The 15,538-nt window shown below is 46.4% G+C and carries 20 protein-coding genes and 2 tRNA genes; 12 read left to right on the top strand and 10 right to left on the bottom strand.

Annotated elements, in window-relative coordinates; genetic code table 11:
* Nucleotides 1-48: 48 nt before the first annotated feature.
* From T499_RS0110280 to T499_RS0110255, 6 genes are all read left to right on the top strand, one after another.
* A complete protein-coding gene (locus T499_RS0110280) occupies nucleotides 49-558 on the top strand; it encodes a Fur family transcriptional regulator (protein ID WP_013064934.1) in 510 nt (169 codons plus the stop codon).
* A complete protein-coding gene (locus T499_RS0110275; RefSeq protein WP_028908548.1) occupies nucleotides 555-1,826 on the top strand; it encodes an adenylosuccinate synthase in 1,272 nt (423 codons plus the stop codon). Before T499_RS0110280 ends, T499_RS0110275 begins: the two co-directional genes overlap by 4 nt.
* Nucleotides 1,827-1,829: 3 nt before the next feature.
* The gene (hisS, locus tag T499_RS0110270; RefSeq protein WP_033150892.1) at nucleotides 1,830-3,194 is read left to right on the top strand and encodes a histidine--tRNA ligase; all 1,365 of its coding nucleotides are present in this window, start codon (nucleotides 1,830-1,832) and stop codon (nucleotides 3,192-3,194) included.
* 68 nt (nucleotides 3,195-3,262) lie between these two features.
* Nucleotides 3,263-4,084 carry a rhamnogalacturonan acetylesterase gene (locus tag T499_RS0110265; protein ID WP_232221089.1) on the top strand — a complete coding sequence of 274 codons (822 nt, stop codon included), beginning with the start codon at nucleotides 3,263-3,265 and terminating at the stop codon, nucleotides 4,082-4,084.
* A gap of 131 nt (nucleotides 4,085-4,215) precedes the next feature.
* Nucleotides 4,216-4,773 (top strand): NADH peroxidase, encoded by a 558-nt coding sequence (locus T499_RS0110260; RefSeq protein WP_033150891.1) that lies wholly within the window; start codon nucleotides 4,216-4,218, stop codon nucleotides 4,771-4,773.
* Nucleotides 4,774-4,814: 41 nt separating this feature from the next.
* The gene (locus tag T499_RS0110255; RefSeq protein ID WP_084163100.1) at nucleotides 4,815-6,143 is read left to right on the top strand and encodes a right-handed parallel beta-helix repeat-containing protein; all 1,329 of its coding nucleotides are present in this window, start codon (nucleotides 4,815-4,817) and stop codon (nucleotides 6,141-6,143) included.
* Here T499_RS0110255 and T499_RS0110250 read toward each other — a convergent pair.
* The gene (locus tag T499_RS0110250; protein ID WP_033150890.1) at nucleotides 6,140-6,613 is read right to left on the bottom strand and encodes a cytidine deaminase; all 474 of its coding nucleotides are present in this window, start codon (nucleotides 6,611-6,613) and stop codon (nucleotides 6,140-6,142) included. The two genes, T499_RS0110255 and T499_RS0110250, sit on opposite strands and share 4 nt — an antisense overlap.
* Before the next feature lie 77 nt (nucleotides 6,614-6,690).
* Between T499_RS0110250 and T499_RS0110245 the strand changes: the two genes are divergently transcribed.
* Nucleotides 6,691-7,602: a glucosaminidase domain-containing protein gene (locus T499_RS0110245; protein ID WP_013065085.1), complete on the top strand. Its 912-nt coding sequence runs from the start codon at nucleotides 6,691-6,693 to the stop codon at nucleotides 7,600-7,602.
* A gap of 37 nt (nucleotides 7,603-7,639) precedes the next feature.
* Here the strand turns inward: T499_RS0110245 and T499_RS0110240 are convergent.
* Both T499_RS0110240 and T499_RS0110235 read right to left on the bottom strand, forming a co-directional pair.
* Nucleotides 7,640-7,710 (bottom strand) — tRNA-Gly (locus T499_RS0110240).
* Between the two features lie 35 nt (nucleotides 7,711-7,745).
* A tRNA-Thr gene (locus T499_RS0110235) sits at nucleotides 7,746-7,818 on the bottom strand.
* 297 nt (nucleotides 7,819-8,115) lie between these two features.
* Between T499_RS0110235 and T499_RS0110230 the strand changes: the two genes are divergently transcribed.
* Nucleotides 8,116-8,481 (top strand): hypothetical protein, encoded by a 366-nt coding sequence (locus T499_RS0110230; protein ID WP_013063550.1) that lies wholly within the window; start codon nucleotides 8,116-8,118, stop codon nucleotides 8,479-8,481.
* Between the two features lie 80 nt (nucleotides 8,482-8,561).
* Here T499_RS0110230 and T499_RS0110225 read toward each other — a convergent pair whose 3' ends face one another.
* Entirely contained in the window at nucleotides 8,562-9,440 is an 879-nt protein-coding gene (locus T499_RS0110225) for a phosphohexomutase domain-containing protein (protein WP_198021287.1), read from the bottom strand.
* Nucleotides 9,441-9,512: 72 nt separating this feature from the next.
* The gene (locus tag T499_RS0110220) at nucleotides 9,513-10,415 is read right to left on the bottom strand and encodes an AraC family transcriptional regulator (protein WP_013064644.1); all 903 of its coding nucleotides are present in this window, start codon (nucleotides 10,413-10,415) and stop codon (nucleotides 9,513-9,515) included.
* Between the two features lie 182 nt (nucleotides 10,416-10,597).
* On the opposite strand from T499_RS0110220, the gene T499_RS0110215 reads away from it, so the two are divergent.
* Nucleotides 10,598-11,773 carry a hypothetical protein gene (locus tag T499_RS0110215; protein WP_157054590.1) on the top strand — a complete coding sequence of 392 codons (1,176 nt, stop codon included), beginning with the start codon at nucleotides 10,598-10,600 and terminating at the stop codon, nucleotides 11,771-11,773.
* A 24-nt stretch (nucleotides 11,774-11,797) separates the two neighbouring features.
* On the opposite strand, the gene T499_RS14870 is transcribed toward T499_RS0110215, so the two are convergent.
* Nucleotides 11,798-11,938, bottom strand: coding sequence for a hypothetical protein (locus T499_RS14870; RefSeq protein WP_170857791.1), 141 nt, complete (start codon nucleotides 11,936-11,938; stop codon nucleotides 11,798-11,800).
* 99 nt (nucleotides 11,939-12,037) lie between these two features.
* Between T499_RS14870 and T499_RS0110210 the strand changes: the two genes are divergently transcribed.
* The 3 genes from T499_RS0110210 to T499_RS0110200 all read left to right on the top strand — a co-directional run bounded on the left by T499_RS0110210 (nucleotide 12,038) and on the right by T499_RS0110200 (nucleotide 13,557).
* Complete coding sequence (locus tag T499_RS0110210; protein WP_013064915.1) at nucleotides 12,038-12,436, top strand: FKBP-type peptidyl-prolyl cis-trans isomerase; 399 nt, start codon at nucleotides 12,038-12,040, stop codon at nucleotides 12,434-12,436.
* Nucleotides 12,437-12,452: 16 nt separating this feature from the next.
* Nucleotides 12,453-13,061, top strand: a complete 609-nt coding sequence (locus T499_RS0110205; protein ID WP_033150888.1) for a YqiA/YcfP family alpha/beta fold hydrolase — start codon at nucleotides 12,453-12,455, stop codon at nucleotides 13,059-13,061.
* A gap of 109 nt (nucleotides 13,062-13,170) precedes the next feature.
* Nucleotides 13,171-13,557: a hypothetical protein gene (locus T499_RS0110200; protein ID WP_157054589.1), complete on the top strand. Its 387-nt coding sequence runs from the start codon at nucleotides 13,171-13,173 to the stop codon at nucleotides 13,555-13,557.
* 245 nt (nucleotides 13,558-13,802) lie between these two features.
* Here the strand turns inward: T499_RS0110200 and T499_RS0110195 are convergent, their stop codons facing one another.
* Genes T499_RS0110195 through T499_RS0110185 form a run of 4 tightly spaced genes read right to left on the bottom strand, consistent with a single transcriptional unit; the run spans nucleotide 13,803 to nucleotide 15,422 of the window.
* Entirely contained in the window at nucleotides 13,803-14,300 is a 498-nt protein-coding gene (locus tag T499_RS0110195; RefSeq protein WP_013064691.1) for a nitroreductase family protein, read from the bottom strand.
* 19 nt (nucleotides 14,301-14,319) lie between these two features.
* Complete coding sequence (locus T499_RS0110190; protein WP_033150942.1) at nucleotides 14,320-14,565, bottom strand: hypothetical protein; 246 nt, start codon at nucleotides 14,563-14,565, stop codon at nucleotides 14,320-14,322.
* A complete protein-coding gene (locus T499_RS14495; protein WP_074832646.1) occupies nucleotides 14,549-14,770 on the bottom strand; it encodes a DUF4250 domain-containing protein in 222 nt (73 codons plus the stop codon). Before T499_RS14495 ends, T499_RS0110190 begins: the two co-directional genes overlap by 17 nt.
* A 22-nt stretch (nucleotides 14,771-14,792) precedes the next feature.
* Nucleotides 14,793-15,422 (bottom strand): HAD family hydrolase, encoded by a 630-nt coding sequence (locus T499_RS0110185; RefSeq protein ID WP_013064044.1) that lies wholly within the window; start codon nucleotides 15,420-15,422, stop codon nucleotides 14,793-14,795.
* Nucleotides 15,423-15,538 lie beyond the last annotated feature (116 nt).

The following is a 15,538-nucleotide window of genomic DNA, read 5'->3' as shown; positions in this document are numbered from 1 at the left end:
ATCTGCCCGAAAATGCGTACCTTTGTGCGGTTTTCTTGATAGATTCAGATGAAAGAAAGTGTAATTGTGGCCGTAGAAAGGCTTTTGGACAACTATCTTGAGATGAACAATCATCGCAAGACACCTGAGCGATACACCATCCTCAGAGCCATCTACAGCATCAACGGGCACTTTACACTCGACGACCTGAAAGCCCGACTGGCACAGGAGATGGATTTCCCCGTTAGCAGGGCTACCTTATATAATACGCTGAATCTGTTTATGTCGCTCCGACTGGTAGTTAGGCACCGTTTTCAAGGTACGACCAAATACGAGGCCTGCTACGATAACCAAAGTCATTGTCATCAGATTTGCACCATGTGCGGTAAGGTTACTGAGGTTAAATCGCCTGAGATCAAAGCTGCTGTGGAAAATATGCATCTGAAACGATTCAGAAAAGACGGCTTTACGCTGTATGTTTACGGCGTGTGCAGTACCTGTCAGACTAAGATGACAAAGCGCAAGAAGACAACAACCACGACAAAAAAGAGTAACAACAAGAATAAAACTGAAAAATGAACAAAGGTAAAGTTGATGTCCTGCTGGGCTTGCAGTGGGGCGACGAAGGAAAAGGTAAGGTGGTCGACGTGCTGACCCCTAAGTACGATGTGGTTGCCCGTTTTCAGGGTGGTCCTAACGCTGGTCATACACTGGAGTTTGAGGGTCAGAAGTATGTGCTTCGCTCAATCCCTTCAGGTATTTTCCAGGGCGACAAGGTAAACATTATCGGTAATGGTGTAGTGCTGGCTCCAGACTTGTTTATGGAAGAGGCCAAGGCACTCGAGGCAAGCGGACACGAGCTGCGTAGCCGTCTGCACATCTCAAAGAAAGCCCATCTTATCATGCCTACCCACCGTGTGCTGGATGCTGCATACGAGGCTCAGAAGGGTAAGGATAAGGTAGGTACTACCGGTAAGGGTATCGGTCCTACTTATACCGACAAGGTAAGCCGCACAGGTTTGCGCGTTGGTGATATCCTTGAGAACTTCGAGGAGAAGTACGCTAAGGCAAAGGCCCGCCACGAGGCTATCCTGAAGTCGCTCAACTTTGAGTACGACATCACTGAGGTAGAGAAGAAGTGGCTGGAGGGTATCGAGTACCTGCGCCAGTTCCCCATCGTAGATTCAGAGCACGAGCTGAACAACCTGCTGAAGAGCGGTAAGAGCGTGCTGTGTGAGGGTGCTCAGGGTACTATGCTCGACGTCGACTTTGGTTCGTATCCTTTCGTTACATCATCTAACACCATTTGCGCTGGTGCTTGCACTGGTCTGGGTATCGGTCCCAACAAGATTGGCGACGTTTACGGTATCATGAAGGCTTACTGCACACGTGTAGGTGCTGGTCCATTCCCCACAGAGCTGTTCGACGAGACAGGCAAGAAGATTCGCGACCTGGGTCACGAGTACGGTGCTGTTACCGGTCGTGAGCGTCGTTGCGGTTGGATCGACCTGGTAGCCCTGAAGTACTCTATCATGGTGAACGGTGTTACCCAGCTGATTATGATGAAGAGCGACGTGCTGGATGGTTTCGACACCATCAAGGCTTGCGTGGCTTACAAGCAGAATGGACAGGAGATCGATTACTTCCCATACAACATCGAGGATGGTATCGAGCCCGTATATCAGGAGCTGCCAGGCTGGAAGACCGACATGACCAAGTTTACCAGCGAGGATCAGTTCCCCAAAGAGTTCAACGATTACATCAAATTCCTCGAGGCCCAGTTAGAGACTCCTATCAAGATTATCTCTATCGGCCCCGACCGCGATCAAACAATTGTAAGAAAGTAATAAATGGCACAGAAACCTTCTATTCCAAAAGGCACGCGCGATTTCTCGCCAATGGAGATGGCGAAGCGCAATTATATTTTTGATACCATCAAACAGGTGTATCAGCTCTACGGCTTTCAGCAGATAGAGACCCCCGCTATGGAAACCCTCGGCACACTGATGGGTAAATACGGCGAAGAGGGCGACAAACTGCTGTTTAAGGTGCTGAACTCGGGCGACTACCTCTCGAAGGTTACCCCCGAGGAACTGGCTGAGCGTAACTCGCTGCGACTGGCAGCCAAACTCTGCGAAAAGGGTTTGCGTTACGACCTTACCGTACCTTTTGCCCGCTACGTGGTGATGCATCGCGAAGAACTGCAGTTGCCTTTTAAGCGCTACCAGATGCAGCCCGTTTGGCGCGCCGACCGCCCACAGAAGGGTCGCTACCGTGAGTTTTGGCAGTTTGATGGCGACATCGTAGGTTCCGACTCGTTGCTGAACGAAGTGGAGCTGATGCAGATTGTAGATACCGTATTCAGCCGTTTCGGCGTACGTGTTCAGATCAAGATCAACAACCGCAAGATTCTGACTGGTATCGCCGAGGTAATCGGTGCTGCCGAGAAGATTGTAGATATCACCGTTGCTATCGACAAACTGGATAAGATCGGACTCGACAACGTGAACCAGGAGCTGCGCGAGGACGGCCTGAGTGACGAGCAGATTGAGAAGCTGCAGCCTATCATCTCGCTCGAGGGCACCAACGACGAGAAGCTGAACACCATTGCCGAGGTGCTGGCTACCAGCGAGACTGGACTGAAGGGCGTTGAGGAAACACGCTTTATCCTCGACACACTGAAGACACTCGGACTGAAGAACGAGATTCAGCTCGACCTGACACTGGCTCGTGGTTTGAACTACTACACAGGTGCCATCTTCGAGGTGAAGGCACTCGACGTACAGATTGGTTCGATCACAGGTGGTGGTCGTTACGACAACCTGACTGGTATCTTCGGTATGCCTGGTATCTCGGGTGTAGGTATCAGCTTTGGTGTAGACCGTATCTTCGACGTGCTGAACGCACTCGACTGCTATCCAAAGGATGCTACCAACGGCACCCAGCTGCTGTTTATCAACTTTGGCGAAAAGGAGACAGCTTACTGTCTGCCATCGGTTGCTAAGGCCCGCGAGGCTGGCATCCGCACAGAGATATTCCCTGATTCGACCAAGATGAAGAAGCAGATGTCGTATGCTAACGCTAAGCAGATTCCATTCGTAGCACTGGCTGGTGAAAACGAGATGGCTGCCGGCAAGCTGACACTGAAGAACATGGAGACTGGTGAGCAGAGCCTGATCACTATCGACGAGATTATCAAAACGATTCTTGCTTAATCGTTGATATAACTATCCAATCCCCCTCCGCACGTTGGAGGGGGATTACTACTAAAACAATTAAAACAATGAAGAAACTTACCTTTTTATTCTTTTTGGGCGGATTGTTGCTCTTTACAGCGATGACTCCCGACAAGCATACCACCATTTTTGTGATTGGCGACTCGACAGCTGCCAACAAGGATACAACCGGTGGTAAGCAGGAGCGCGGGTGGGCCATGATGCTACAGGAGTGCTTTGATGCCGATTACATTGTGGTAGACAACCACGCTGTGAACGGTCGCAGCTCGAAGAGTTTCATCGACGAAGGCCGATGGGACAAGGTGCTGGAGCGTATCAAACCAGGCGACTATGTGATTATCCAGTTCGGGCATAACGACGAGAAGCCCAAAGCCGACCGCCATACCGATCCAGGTTCTACGTTCGACTACAATCTGGCCAAATACGTGCGCGAAACCCGCGAGCGTGGCGGCATCCCCGTACTGATGAACCCGGTGGTGCGCCGCAACTTTTTTGTGGTAGCACCTCAGAACGACGACGACGAGAAGCTGCGCACATCAACCTTTAAGGATGGCGTAAAAATGATTGAGGGCGACACGCTTTACGATACCCACGGCCTGTATCGTGTGGCACCAAAGGATGTGGCCACCCGCATGAACTGCCACTTTGTAGATGCCAACACCATTACCCACAACCTGGAGCAGGGTTTGGGAACCGAGGCGTCGAAGAAGCTGCACATGTGGTATCGACCCGGCGAAGAGCCATCGGAGCCAAAGGGCAAGCAGGACAATACACATTATAATATATATGGCGCCAGAGTGGTAGCCAATCTGCTGGCCGATGCACTCTGTCAAGAGGTTCCCATACTGAGTAAATATCGTAAGAAATAACATAATTGCGCAACATTTTAAAATAAATTCTGCAAAATACTTGCGGGATTTATTTTTTATGCTTATATTTGCAGCAGAAGAATATTGTGCTAACACAATATCATGTATTAATAACTAAACAAATTACAATTATGAAAAAGAAATTTATCTGTGCTGTTTGTGGTTACATCTACGAAGGCGAGAATCCTCCCGAGAAGTGTCCAATCTGTAAGGCTCCTGCCTCTAAGTTCTCTGAGCTGAAGGACGATGGCGACGTAACTTATGCTACCGTTCATCGTATTGGCGATGGTAAGCCCGAGGGGGTATCAGAAGAGATGATTAACGACCTGCGTGCACACTTCAATGGTGAGTGCGGCGAAGTTGGTATGTATCTGGCTATGGCTCGTCAGGCCGACCGCGAGGGTTATCCTGAGATTGCAGAGGCATTTAAGCGTTATGCTTTCGAGGAGGCCGATCACGCTTCACGCTTTGCTGAGTTGCTGGGCGAGTGCGTATGGGACACCAAGACCAATCTGGAGAAGCGCGCTGCTGCCGAGGCTGGTGCTTGCGAGGATAAGTTCCGTATTGCCAAGAACGCTAAGGCTGCCGGATTCGATGCTATCCACGACACCGTTCACGAAATGGCTAAGGACGAGGCCCGTCATGGTGCAGGCTTTGCAGGACTGCTGAAACGCTATTTTGGCAAGTAATCTACACAATAAATTAAAGAATAATCCGTTTTATCATTAAGATGAAACGGATTTTCTTTTTTATATCACTGATATTAGGCCTGGTGGCCTGCGCCGATGACGACTCGTTCTCGACCAGTACAGGCTTGCGCCTCGATTTTCCTTCAGACACTATCAAACTCGATACCGTATTCAGTCGTACGGCATCTTCTACCTATACCTTCTGGGTAAACAACCGCAATGACAATGGCGTAAAACTGCAAAGCGTACGCTTGAAACGCGGCAACCAGACCGGCTTTCGCGTAAATGTGGATGGCATGTATCTGGACAACAACAATGGTTCGCAAACCAACGATATAGAGATTCGTAAGAACGACAGCGTTCTGGTGGTTGTAGAGATAACGCCGTATGAAACCTATCAGACTACGCCCAAAGAGATTACCGATGAATTGGTGTTTTTAATGGAGAGCGGTACCGAACAAAGCGTTTGTTTGAAGGCATGGGCTTGGGATGCCATCAAGTGCGAGCAGCCTGTGATTGAGCGCGACTCGGTGATAGAATCAGATAAGCCCTTGGTGATTTACGGCGATTTCATCGTAAAGGAAGGAGCACATCTCACCATCCGTAACACCACACTTTACTTCCATGCCGACGCTGGGATGGAGGTATATGGAACACTGCATACCGACAACTGCACCATGCGTGGCGACCGTCTGGATCGTATGTTCTCGTATCTACCATACGATCGGGTACCTGGTCAGTGGAGGGGTATCAGATTCTATAACACATCAAACAATAACGTATTGAACACCACACAGATACGCAATCCAAATCAAGGTTTAATTTGCGATTCTGCAGCCATCGACAGCGTAAGTTATCGCCTTAAAATGCAGCAATGCGTGGTACATAATTGTCAGGGCGACGGCGTAAAGTTAACCAATGCGCACGTGCGCTTGGAGAACTGTCAACTGACGAATGCGATGGGCGACTGCCTGAATATTAACGGTGGAATGGTAGAAATAGTGTATTGCACCTTGGCGCAATTCTATCCCTTTACAGGTGGGCGCGGGGCTGCCTTGCGTTTTACCAACCAAACATCACCTTTATATAATATAATGTGCGAGGGAACCATCATCACAGGTTACGACGATGATGTGCTGATAGGCGAACAGGCCAAAGATAGTGCAGCGTTTAACTATACGTTTGCCCATAGTTTGCTACGAACACCAAAGATTGACGATACAGCCCATTTCAACGATATCATCTGGGAATCGCCCAATGATGAGATTCAAGGAAAAGCCCATTTCATCAAGATTGATGAAGACAACCTTGACTACGATTTCCACCTCGATGCTTTATCTACAGCGGCGGGATTGGGATGTTATCGTTAAAACTCTGAGAAAGTGAGCGGCATCAGTTCTCTTACGCCATCAATCACATATACGTACTTCTTTCCGTACAGCAGAATGCGTATGGGGGCTTTGGCACGGGTCTCAGATTCGATGATGACCTGACGGCATGAGCCACAAGGACCAACGGGTTCTTCTTCCAGATCGCCATGAGTACCACGAGCGGCAATGGCCAGCATACGTACGGGCTGATCGGGATACTGAGCGCCGGCTGCAAACAAGGCGGTACGCTCGGCACATAAGCCTGATGGATAAGCTGCATTCTCCTGATTGCAACCTATAATTTCAACACCATTGTCCAAACGTACTGCTGCACCTACACAAAACTTAGAGTAGGGGGCATAGCTGCGGCTTGTAGCCTCGATAGCAAGCTCTACCAAGTGGCGTTCTTCAGCACTCAGTTCTTCCATGGCGTACACTTTAATAACCGACTTTAGCTCCAGTTCTCTCATAAAAATCCTATATTTTTCTGCAAAAATACAAATAATTCGAGAGAAATCATTACTTTTGCACAAATAAAATGCATAATATGAGAAAATTTATAGTATTCATAGCTTTTTTCCTGTCGGTTTCGGCGTTTTCGCAGATCAGATGGAATCAAGCCTATCAACAATATGTAGATCAATATAAGGACATTGCCATCGAGCAGATGCAGCGTTATCGCATACCTGCATCTATTACTTTGGCGCAGGGTTTGTTGGAGAGCGGCGCTGGTAGAAGCGAGCTCACCCGCACCAGCAATAACCACTTTGGTATTAAGTGCAATAACGGTTGGACGGGTCCACGTACGTATCACGATGATGATGCGCGTAACGACTGTTTCCGTGTGTACAGCAATGCCTACGAGTCGTACGAAGACCACTCGAAATTCCTGGCTGCCAACCAACGTTACCGTTCGCTGTTTAATCTGAAAACCACCGATTACAAGGGTTGGGCTCGCGGACTGAAGGCTGCCGGTTATGCCACCAATCCCATTTATGCCGAGAAGCTGATTGAGATTATACAGATGTATAAGCTCTACCAGTATGACAGCGCCAGGGGCTACGATCACTTTATGGCTCAGCGCACCAAGGATCAGGAGGTGGGCGGTGCTTCGCTGCACTCCATCAAGATATTTAATAAGAACTATTATATGATTGCCCGTCGCGGCGACACCTTCAAGTCGATAGGCGAGGAGGTTGGCATCAGCTACCGCAAGATAGCCAAATACAACGAGCGTTATCGCAAGGACAAGTTGGAAGAGGGCGAGATTATCTGGCTGAAGAAGAAACAGCGCAAGGCACCAAAGGATTATAAGGGTCGACTGCACTACGTGCGCGATGGCGAGTCGATGTACACTATCGCCCAGAAGTACGGTATCCGTTTGAAGAATCTGTATAAGATGAACCATCTGACGCCCGACTACCAGATTCGTGTGGGTGATGGTCTGCGCTTAAGATAAAAAAATAGTAGGGGGCTCAGTGCCCTCTACATCTATGAGCGGAATACGGGAATCGAACCCGCCTCCCAGGCTTGGGAAGCCCGTGCACTACCGATGTGCTAATTCCGCAACACTGAATAAGATCACAGATTTTTGCTGAGGAGAGCCGATAGCCGGACTCGAACCGGCGACCCACGCATTACGAATGCGTTGCTCTACCAACTGAGCCATATCGGCAGGTCTCCTTTAGCGGGTGCAAAAGTAACATTTTTATTTGGTACCTGCAAATTTTACGCCTTTTTTTTTCGTTTAAGCCTGATTTTTTGTGTAATCAGCACACTGTTGAGATAAATCAATGTTTTGATTTTGGTCAATAAAAGAACTGTGTTCGCACACAAAACACACAAAGTATGCTCAATAAATCAAAAAACGTCGTACCTTTGCATCGTCGAAAGACATAAAGGATAACTACAATAGGTAAAAGTAGGGCGGCAAAAAAGACCGTTCCGAGTAAAGAAAAGAAAGGGTAAAAAGATGAAAAAGATATTTTTGACAATGATTGCTTTGCTGTGTATGACTACAGCTTTTGCAAAGAACGAAGCAGCTGCCCCCGAGGCAACAAACGTTGCTGCTTATGATTTGAACATCAATATCAACAGACTCTCAGACGCTCTGAATCTGACAAACGATCAGAAAGAGGCTGTAGAGAACATCTACAACATGTTTAATACTGAGATGAGTTATGCTACACAGTACAGCAGTAGCGAGCGCGAGATTATGGTTAAGCGCGCTATCGATACTGATGTGAAGCATATGAGCTACGTACTTAACGACGAACAGATGAGTAAGTACATGGCCATTCTCAATGCCACGATCAAAAACCGTGGAATAATAAAGTAAGAATTCATATTTGTTTTTAGTTAGTAATTGGTTAGTCTATTTTTGGGGTATTCGTGAGAATACCCCTTAAATTTTTTATGTCATATATGTATTTTACGGATTAACAGAATATCCTTCTGCAGATTGTAGATAAACAGCAGCAGTTGGTTGGCCAGATTATCAGCATTCTCAAAGCTCTTGGCTTCACTATATACGCTAATAGCAGGCGTGGCAGCCGACTTGTGAAGATATACCCAACGATCAGGGAAGTCAATCTTTAGTCCGTCAACATCGCTTATCTGTGCGCTATCGTCGTGTACAAACCGATTCTCAACTCTCTTAAGTACTGATTCTACATCAATACTGGGTGCAAGGTCGATATGATTTTTTACGATGTGGTAGTTGGGTAGGGTACAGCGCAGCTGACTAACCGTGCATTGCTTTTGAGCCAGGCTGCTGAGAAAAAGCACAATGCCCACCAGTACACTGCTTTCGTAACTGTACTCGGGATAGATGATGCCACCATTATCCTCGCCGCCAATTACAGCGCCCACCTCTTTTATCTTTTCCACAACGCTGGTCTGACCTACGGCTGATGTGTAGTGGATGCCACCATGTTTCAGTGTTATATCGTGCAATGCCCGCGTGCAATTAAGACTGCTAACAGTATGACCTGGAGTACGGCCAAGCACGTAGTCGGCCACAGCAACCAGCGTATAGTCCTGACCAAACATAGTGCCATCTTCGCAAATAATCGACAAACTGCAGGTTTGAGTATCAACCACCAAACCAAGGTCGAACCCATCCTTTCTAGTACGATTCAAAATGCCATACTTATCGTTCTGCAGCATCAGAAAATCAACGTTAAGAGCGCGGAACAACTCTGCCAAAACAATGCAATCGTCAGAGTTAACTGCATCAACACATACATGGAACTTGCGCTCGCGAATGGCATCAGCCTCAACTAATTTTAAATTCAAAAGTGTTTCGATATCCTGTTTAATAAGAGCCATAAATTAATTTTCGTGTATTATTATATAATAGGTGTAGGATTATTTCTTTTCGTCCTGATGATATTTGATGCGATACTCCATCGGCGTCATGCCCGAGTGTTCCTTGAAGTACTTGCCAAAGAACGAGGCATTGGCGAAGTGTAGATCATCGGCTATCTGCTGCATGGTCATATCGGTATATCGCAATCTGTTCTCTATGGCCTGAAGCGTAAAAAAGGCCACTATCACGCTGGGCTTACGGTGCATGGTGTCCATCAGCAGTTTCGACAGATACTTGGGTGTAACATTCAGCATCTGGGCAAACTCATCCACGCGACGTATGCGTCCATCGCTCTGTTCAACCAACTGTACAAAGCGGTCGGCCAGTTTCCTGCCGTGCAGTCCGCTATTATTAATTAGATGGTTATCCTTCAGCATATTATTGCCGCGACGCAGTACCGATAGAACTTCGAGTAGGAAGGCACCAACAATAGAATGCGTAATCTCGGGATAAAGTAGCTGCGAACTGTTACGTATGTGGTAACTAAGTTGCTTGAAGTAAGTCTCGAACAGGGCTGCATCGACGTCGCTCAGTGTTACCTTAGGATTATGCTTGAGCGGCAACAGATCGGCCAAACTATTTTTTACATACATATTCATATTCCACATTTCACCGCGCGAGAACCATAGCTCGCGACAATCAAAGTCGACCGACGACATAAACTTCTCAACCACCGAGTGGGCCATTAATAAAAACAAGTCGTTCTTACTTAACTGTACAGTATGACCGTCGTACTCAAATTGAGCCACACCGGCAGTACAGATAATAACAAGACCATGATCTAAGGGACGTACCCTGCCAGCTGGAACGCCACCAAAGTGCTCCATAACCACCAGTTCGTCGCTGTCGGCTATTCGTAAGCTGCCTGCTCCAGTTCTTGGTTTTAAGTCCTTGATATCCATATAATATTCGATATTTCACGTTGTCGGGTGCAAAAGTAGACATAAAAAATGAGAAATCAATGTTCTTTGTTTCATATTTTATGTTCGTCAGGTGGCATAGGATATTTTAATTACACTTTTTATTAGTATCTTTGCAGTCGATATAAAAAATATTTAGAAACAAGAATCAATTAATCAGTTTTATGAAACATCATCTCTACATCTGTGTTGCTGCTTTACTGTTAGCGGGAGCTGCTCCCATGCAGGCACAGAAGAAAACCCAAGCCAAAAGCAAAGGCAAAGGTACAACAACAAAAACTAACATTCTTTATGTAGAACCCGAGGAGCGTAACTACGCACAGAACCTGGGTGGACACATGTTCTGGGACTATACCGCCAGAGAAGGAAATGGCTTGCAAACCGACTTTAAAATCAGTAAAGAGGAGCATAAGGCATTGGTAGAGAAATACTCGTATAGCACATACGAGGAAGCTTACAAGAATCTGCCCGTACTGCCTAATCCATCAGAAGTTGACACACGTGAGAAAATGACCCGCTATACAGTATGTGTAGTTGGACCACTGAACGAGGGCGTGGAGAATTACGAGCCCGAACCTGAACTGAAAGCCGAAAGCGACAGATTTAATAAGCTACGAATGGAGATTGCCAAGAAAGCGCGCAAAGGTCAGCCATTCGATACCATTCACGTAGACAAGAAATGGCCCCAATATAATAAGGTGCTCGACAAGATGAAAGCTGTTATTACATCGCTTTACAAAATGAATACCGACATTGTGCTTCATACCGAGGCTGCAGATTTCGACAGAGGATCGTGGCTGCTCGAGAAACAGGGCGGTGCACCACGATTCTATTACAATATTTATTCACCACTGGTAAAGCAGATAATTAAAGAGTGGTTCGGGTCGGCTGAGTGCAAGCAGGTGCAGGCCATCGAGGACGAACTGCGTGCCCGAGTAGCAGCGGAGAATCCTAAGAAGACACCCGATTGGTTTGTTGAAGGACGTAAGCGCGAGGGCGAGATTGTAGCCCAGTACAACCGCAAGCTTTTACAGCGCTGGATTCAGAAATCGCCAACAGCAACCTTAACATCCTATAAAAATGCCATAGCCAAACTGATAGCCTACAATAAAGAGGTAGAAGCCATACGTGGCAACGATGCCATCACACCCGAATACATCTCGGCACGCTATTCGGTAAAAGGCGGCTTAACCCAGCTGTTCGCCTATTATTATTACCTGATGGACCTCTCCGACATTCCCCTTGTACGCACTCCTGCCACACAAGAGGGCGCCAAGAAGTTCAAACTCGAAGATTCCCCCTGGAAACTGTCGTATCCTTATAATTTAAGAAGAGAATAGCTACCAGCGATTGGGGGTAACGCCTCAATCATTAATAAAATTCTTGGTGGTCATATCATAATATAATGCCTCGAGCTCCTGTAGAGTCAAGTGCTCTACAGAGTGCTCGATTATTCGTATCAACTCTTCGCGACGAAAGTCTTCCGACTTCGTGAATTTATCCATGTATCCCATAATTTGTTAATTTTGGGCACAAAATTACACATAAAACTCGAATATTCAGCAAAATCTACTATCTTTGCAAGAAAAATTAAGATATAAAATATGGGAAAACGTGAATATATCCAGGCCAACAAGGATTGGCTGGAGGCTAAAGCAAAAGAGGAGGGCGTAAAGGCATTGCCCAAGGGTATATATTATAAGGTATTAAGCGAGGGCGATCAGACAAGTGCCCAACCAACGGTTCGCAGTATCATCACAGCACATTATACAGGCCGAACGATTAACGGCAAGAAGTTTGATAGCAGTCGTGGTGGTGTGCCTCTGGCTTGCAGGTTGTGCGACCTGATCGAGGGCTGGATCATCGCTATCCAGCAGATGCATGTGGGCGACAAGTGGGAACTCTACATCCCAGCCGAAATGGGCTACGGTAAGTTCTCGCAGCCTGGCATCCCCGGTGGTTCAACACTCATTTTCGAAATCGAACTCTTAGGTATCTCATAACACTACCAAGCATCCAATGGATACCCCAAAGATTCTATTCCTACACGGATTCTACGCCAGTGGCCAATGCGTGCCGGCAAAGGCACTAAGGGAGGCATTCGATGGCGAGGCTATCGTACTGACTCCCGATCTGCCCCTGCATCCCAAAGAGGCTTTGGCGTTTATCCGCGATATGTGCGACCGCGAAAAGCCCGATGTATTGGTAGGTAACAGCTGCGGATCGTTCTACGCCCAGATGATTGCGCCTGCTATCGGCATTCCCGCTTTGCTTGGTAATCCACATTTCAAGATGACCGAGTTTCTGAAACCCCGAATCGGCGCCCAGCAATACAAATCGCCACGTGCCAATGGTAATCAGGATTTTGTTATCGACGAAGCACTTATCAATGAATTCGCTGAACTGGAAGCCCAGCAGTTCTCTAACGATTCATGCCGTAATCCCGAACGTATATGGGGCCTATTTGGCGAGCAAGATACCTTGGCCCACTTCGAACCGCTCTTCTTAGAGCACTACCAGCACGCATTCCATTTCCCCGGCGCCCACACGCCAACCGAACAGGAAACAAAAACATGGTATGTACCACTCATAAAAACACTCATGAGGGAATATCCTACGCAAGTATAGGGTATTTCCCCATTAAGTATAGGAGTTTTCATTTTCATATTCCACATAATCGTCATATCTTTGCAATGTGAATAATAACTTAATGTTGAACCATTTAAAGATTACGATTATGAAAATGACGATAGTTAGCACTAGTCGGCTGATAGCAGCCATGATGATGATGGCAATGACAGCAGCAATGCCAGCAATGGCAGGTAATAAGCATCACAACAACCGCGATAAGAAAGTGGTTGCAGTAGTTGACAAGAAAAAGACGCACTTCGACAGGGTTGATAAGCATACTGCTCACTTCGACAAGAGACATGCATATCATCCTGAGATGAGAATCTGCACATTCAAGCTGAGTCGTCACGATTCTCCTACCAAGATGATGGCGCGGGCAGAGCGTATCAACGGTGTGAAGGATACCAAGTACAATCCACGCACTCGTGAGATAACCGTTCTCTACGATGCCAACAAAACTACAGCGCGTCACATCAAGCATGTAGTAGCATAGACTGGCGATGTTTAAAATCGGTGTAATTTTGTTTAATCTGCGCCAAATAATGTAGATTGAACATAAATAGACGATAAACAAACATTGATTTCCCGTTTTATGTGTACTTTTGCAGCATAGATAATATGGTTAAGGTTTATGGTTGATTAATTTAGTTTTTTAAGTAATTGTACGGAAAAGGTTCGCTGTGAAGCGAGCCTTTTCTCGTTATAATAAAAATAGCCACCAACGATGGCGGCTATTCATTATTTGCAAATCTGATCCATATCCTTGCGTTTCTTTTCCTTCGCCTCGTCGGCTGCATAACCGATAGGAATCAGCACGGCAGGCTCCTCATTCTCAGCAAAAGTAAAAAGCTGCTTGCATTTCTCGGCATCAAAGTTGCATACCCAGCAGGTAGCCAGACCTTGCTCTGTTGCAGCCAGACACAGATGCTCAACAGCAATAGCTATGTCGATATCGCCATGATGCTTGCCATCCTTGCGAACCCATTCCTCATCGTGCAGGATACTGCAGATAATATACATAGGTGCTGTATTAAACCAATCGCGACTATAGCACTCACGCAGATTTTCTTTTTCAGCATCGTTCTTAACCACACGGAACATCCAAGGCTGCTTGTTCACAGCCGAAGGAGCAAAGCGTACGCACTCCATCACGTAGTCGAGCTTCTCCTGTTCCACACTCTTCTCCTGATAGCTTCTGCAGCTATATCTCTGCTTTACTAAATCTAAAAAACTCATATTCTTGATTTTATTAAAATTATAGCATGTTTTCGAGTATCTCTACCGCCTTGGTGATATCATCTTGAAACTGCTTATGATCGTGTAAGAAATCAGCCCTGCCACCACTGACGGCCTCAAACAGTTCCTGACTCATATCGTCGGCATAGGCAGCAATAGCCATCTCAATGTCATCCTTCTGCCAGTCGAGCGTGGAGTGAACATAGATGCGCTGCTTTTGATGCAGGAAACTATAGGCGGTCTCGATACTATCTTTTGTTATCATTTTGCTCTGAGTTATATCCAATAGGGCGGAACTGACGTTGCTCTTCGCTATACACATATCCATGACCGAACAGGTAATCTTTGATATCTGCGGGTTCAGTTCCAAAATTATAGCAAAGTGATTCCAGCGTGTCAAACTCCTCATCTCTCAGGAGCATGTTCACGCTCGAAACCAATATAGCGGGATCTTTGGGTAAATATTCCATTTTTAATATTCGTAATATAGTATTATTTATCTATGCCTAATAATCTTTCGAGTGGCTCTGTCCAGTCTTCATTATTCTCAGGAAAGAGCGTATGAATACCAAGTGCTTTCGCTGCTTCGATATTCTTTTGTCCATCATCAATAAAGAGCGTTTCTTCGGCTGAAGATTGCTGGCCATCGAGCATCATCCTGAAAATCTCTGCCGATGGTTTCATCTGTTTACACTCGTAACTCAGATAGAGATGGTCGAAGTAATATTCGATAGAATGGCCATTGCCATCAAACTCGTTACTCTTGGCCCACTGCATCATATACGGATTGGTGTTGGAGAGCAGACATACCTTGTAGCCGAGTTCACGCAATCTCAACAGCATCTGCAGATTCTTTTGTGGTACAGCCTCAACATAACCATGCCAGGCATACTTACACTCATCGTGAGACAACTCACGACCCACAAGCTGACTCAGCTCTGCACGGAACTCTTCAGGCGATATCATGCCTTTCTCCAGATCGCCAAAAATGCCTTTCTGACAAAACGCATCCAGATGCTTCCTGGCATCGCGGAGACCAAGCTCCTCGAATCGCTTAACAGCCTGTTCATAGCTCAGGGCTACAACCACACCGCCCAAATCAAATGCAATATTCCTAATCATTATATTACTCATATCATATTGTAATAGACATCTCGGGTTGCAAAGGTACAAATAAAACGTGGTAAAACATCATCATAAACCTGAAACTATCAAAACATATCACAAAGAATTTGAAA

This window comes from Prevotella sp. RM4, assembly GCF_000701965.1.
GTDB lineage: Bacteria > Bacteroidota > Bacteroidia > Bacteroidales > Bacteroidaceae > Prevotella > Prevotella ruminicola.
Note: the sequence above shows the minus strand (reverse complement) of the source record. Positions and strands in the feature narration are given on the sequence as shown.

Coding starts and splice junctions, on each gene's coding strand:
- T499_RS0110280 (WP_013064934.1), top strand. CDS start 49: ATGAAAGAAAGTGTAATTGTGGCCGTAGAAAGGCTTTTGGACAACTAT.
- T499_RS0110275 (WP_028908548.1), top strand. CDS start 555: ATGAACAAAGGTAAAGTTGATGTCCTGCTGGGCTTGCAGTGGGGCGAC.
- hisS (WP_033150892.1), top strand. CDS start 1,830: ATGGCACAGAAACCTTCTATTCCAAAAGGCACGCGCGATTTCTCGCCA.
- T499_RS0110265 (WP_232221089.1), top strand. CDS start 3,263: ATGAAGAAACTTACCTTTTTATTCTTTTTGGGCGGATTGTTGCTCTTT.
- T499_RS0110260 (WP_033150891.1), top strand. CDS start 4,216: ATGAAAAAGAAATTTATCTGTGCTGTTTGTGGTTACATCTACGAAGGC.
- T499_RS0110255 (WP_084163100.1), top strand. CDS start 4,815: ATGAAACGGATTTTCTTTTTTATATCACTGATATTAGGCCTGGTGGCC.
- T499_RS0110250 (WP_033150890.1), bottom strand. CDS start 6,613: ATGAGAGAACTGGAGCTAAAGTCGGTTATTAAAGTGTACGCCATGGAA.
- T499_RS0110245 (WP_013065085.1), top strand. CDS start 6,691: ATGAGAAAATTTATAGTATTCATAGCTTTTTTCCTGTCGGTTTCGGCG.
- T499_RS0110230 (WP_013063550.1), top strand. CDS start 8,116: ATGAAAAAGATATTTTTGACAATGATTGCTTTGCTGTGTATGACTACA.
- T499_RS0110220 (WP_013064644.1), bottom strand. CDS start 10,415: ATGGATATCAAGGACTTAAAACCAAGAACTGGAGCAGGCAGCTTACGA.
- T499_RS0110215 (WP_157054590.1), top strand. CDS start 10,598: ATGAAACATCATCTCTACATCTGTGTTGCTGCTTTACTGTTAGCGGGA.
- T499_RS14870 (WP_170857791.1), bottom strand. CDS start 11,938: ATGGATAAATTCACGAAGTCGGAAGACTTTCGTCGCGAAGAGTTGATA.
- T499_RS0110210 (WP_013064915.1), top strand. CDS start 12,038: ATGGGAAAACGTGAATATATCCAGGCCAACAAGGATTGGCTGGAGGCT.
- T499_RS0110205 (WP_033150888.1), top strand. CDS start 12,453: ATGGATACCCCAAAGATTCTATTCCTACACGGATTCTACGCCAGTGGC.
- T499_RS0110200 (WP_157054589.1), top strand. CDS start 13,171: ATGAAAATGACGATAGTTAGCACTAGTCGGCTGATAGCAGCCATGATG.
- T499_RS0110195 (WP_013064691.1), bottom strand. CDS start 14,300: ATGAGTTTTTTAGATTTAGTAAAGCAGAGATATAGCTGCAGAAGCTAT.
- T499_RS0110190 (WP_033150942.1), bottom strand. CDS start 14,565: ATGATAACAAAAGATAGTATCGAGACCGCCTATAGTTTCCTGCATCAA.
- T499_RS14495 (WP_074832646.1), bottom strand. CDS start 14,770: ATGGAATATTTACCCAAAGATCCCGCTATATTGGTTTCGAGCGTGAAC.
- T499_RS0110185 (WP_013064044.1), bottom strand. CDS start 15,422: ATGATTAGGAATATTGCATTTGATTTGGGCGGTGTGGTTGTAGCCCTG.